This is a genomic window from Pelorhabdus rhamnosifermentans, assembly GCF_018835585.1.
Classification (GTDB): Bacteria; Bacillota; Negativicutes; order UMGS1260; family UMGS1260; genus Pelorhabdus; species Pelorhabdus rhamnosifermentans.
The window spans coordinates 1-329 of record NZ_JAHGVE010000118.1; the positions used below are offsets into that span (position 1 = coordinate 1).

General features: G+C 52.9%; 1 pseudogene. It reads left to right on the top strand.

Annotation, left to right across the window (positions count from 1 at the left end):
• A pseudogene (locus Ga0466249_RS26020) lies at nt 1–329 on the top strand (2-oxoacid:acceptor oxidoreductase subunit alpha); the annotation flags it as partial.

A 329-nucleotide genomic window follows, 5' to 3' on the forward strand; every position in this document is an offset into this window, starting at 1 on the left:
AACTACGACAGTATCAAGCAGCCCCTGCGCAAACAGCCGACAGAAAAACCATCCAGAAGCTACCAGGCCTATCATGCCGACAGCGATAAAATCTGTCCCATGCCGCCCTTCGGTGCCGGTTACCGTTATCATGTCACCGGACTCATTCATGACGAAAGCGGTTTTCCCAACGGTTCCCCTGCCGCCACCGTTGCTCAGATGGATCGCTTAAATGAGAAACTCTCCGATAATCTCGATGATATCGTGACCTACGAAGAATATCGTCTCGAAGATGCCGAATACGCCGTCATCGCCTTTGGCGGTACCGCTCGTACAGCCTATGCAGCCGT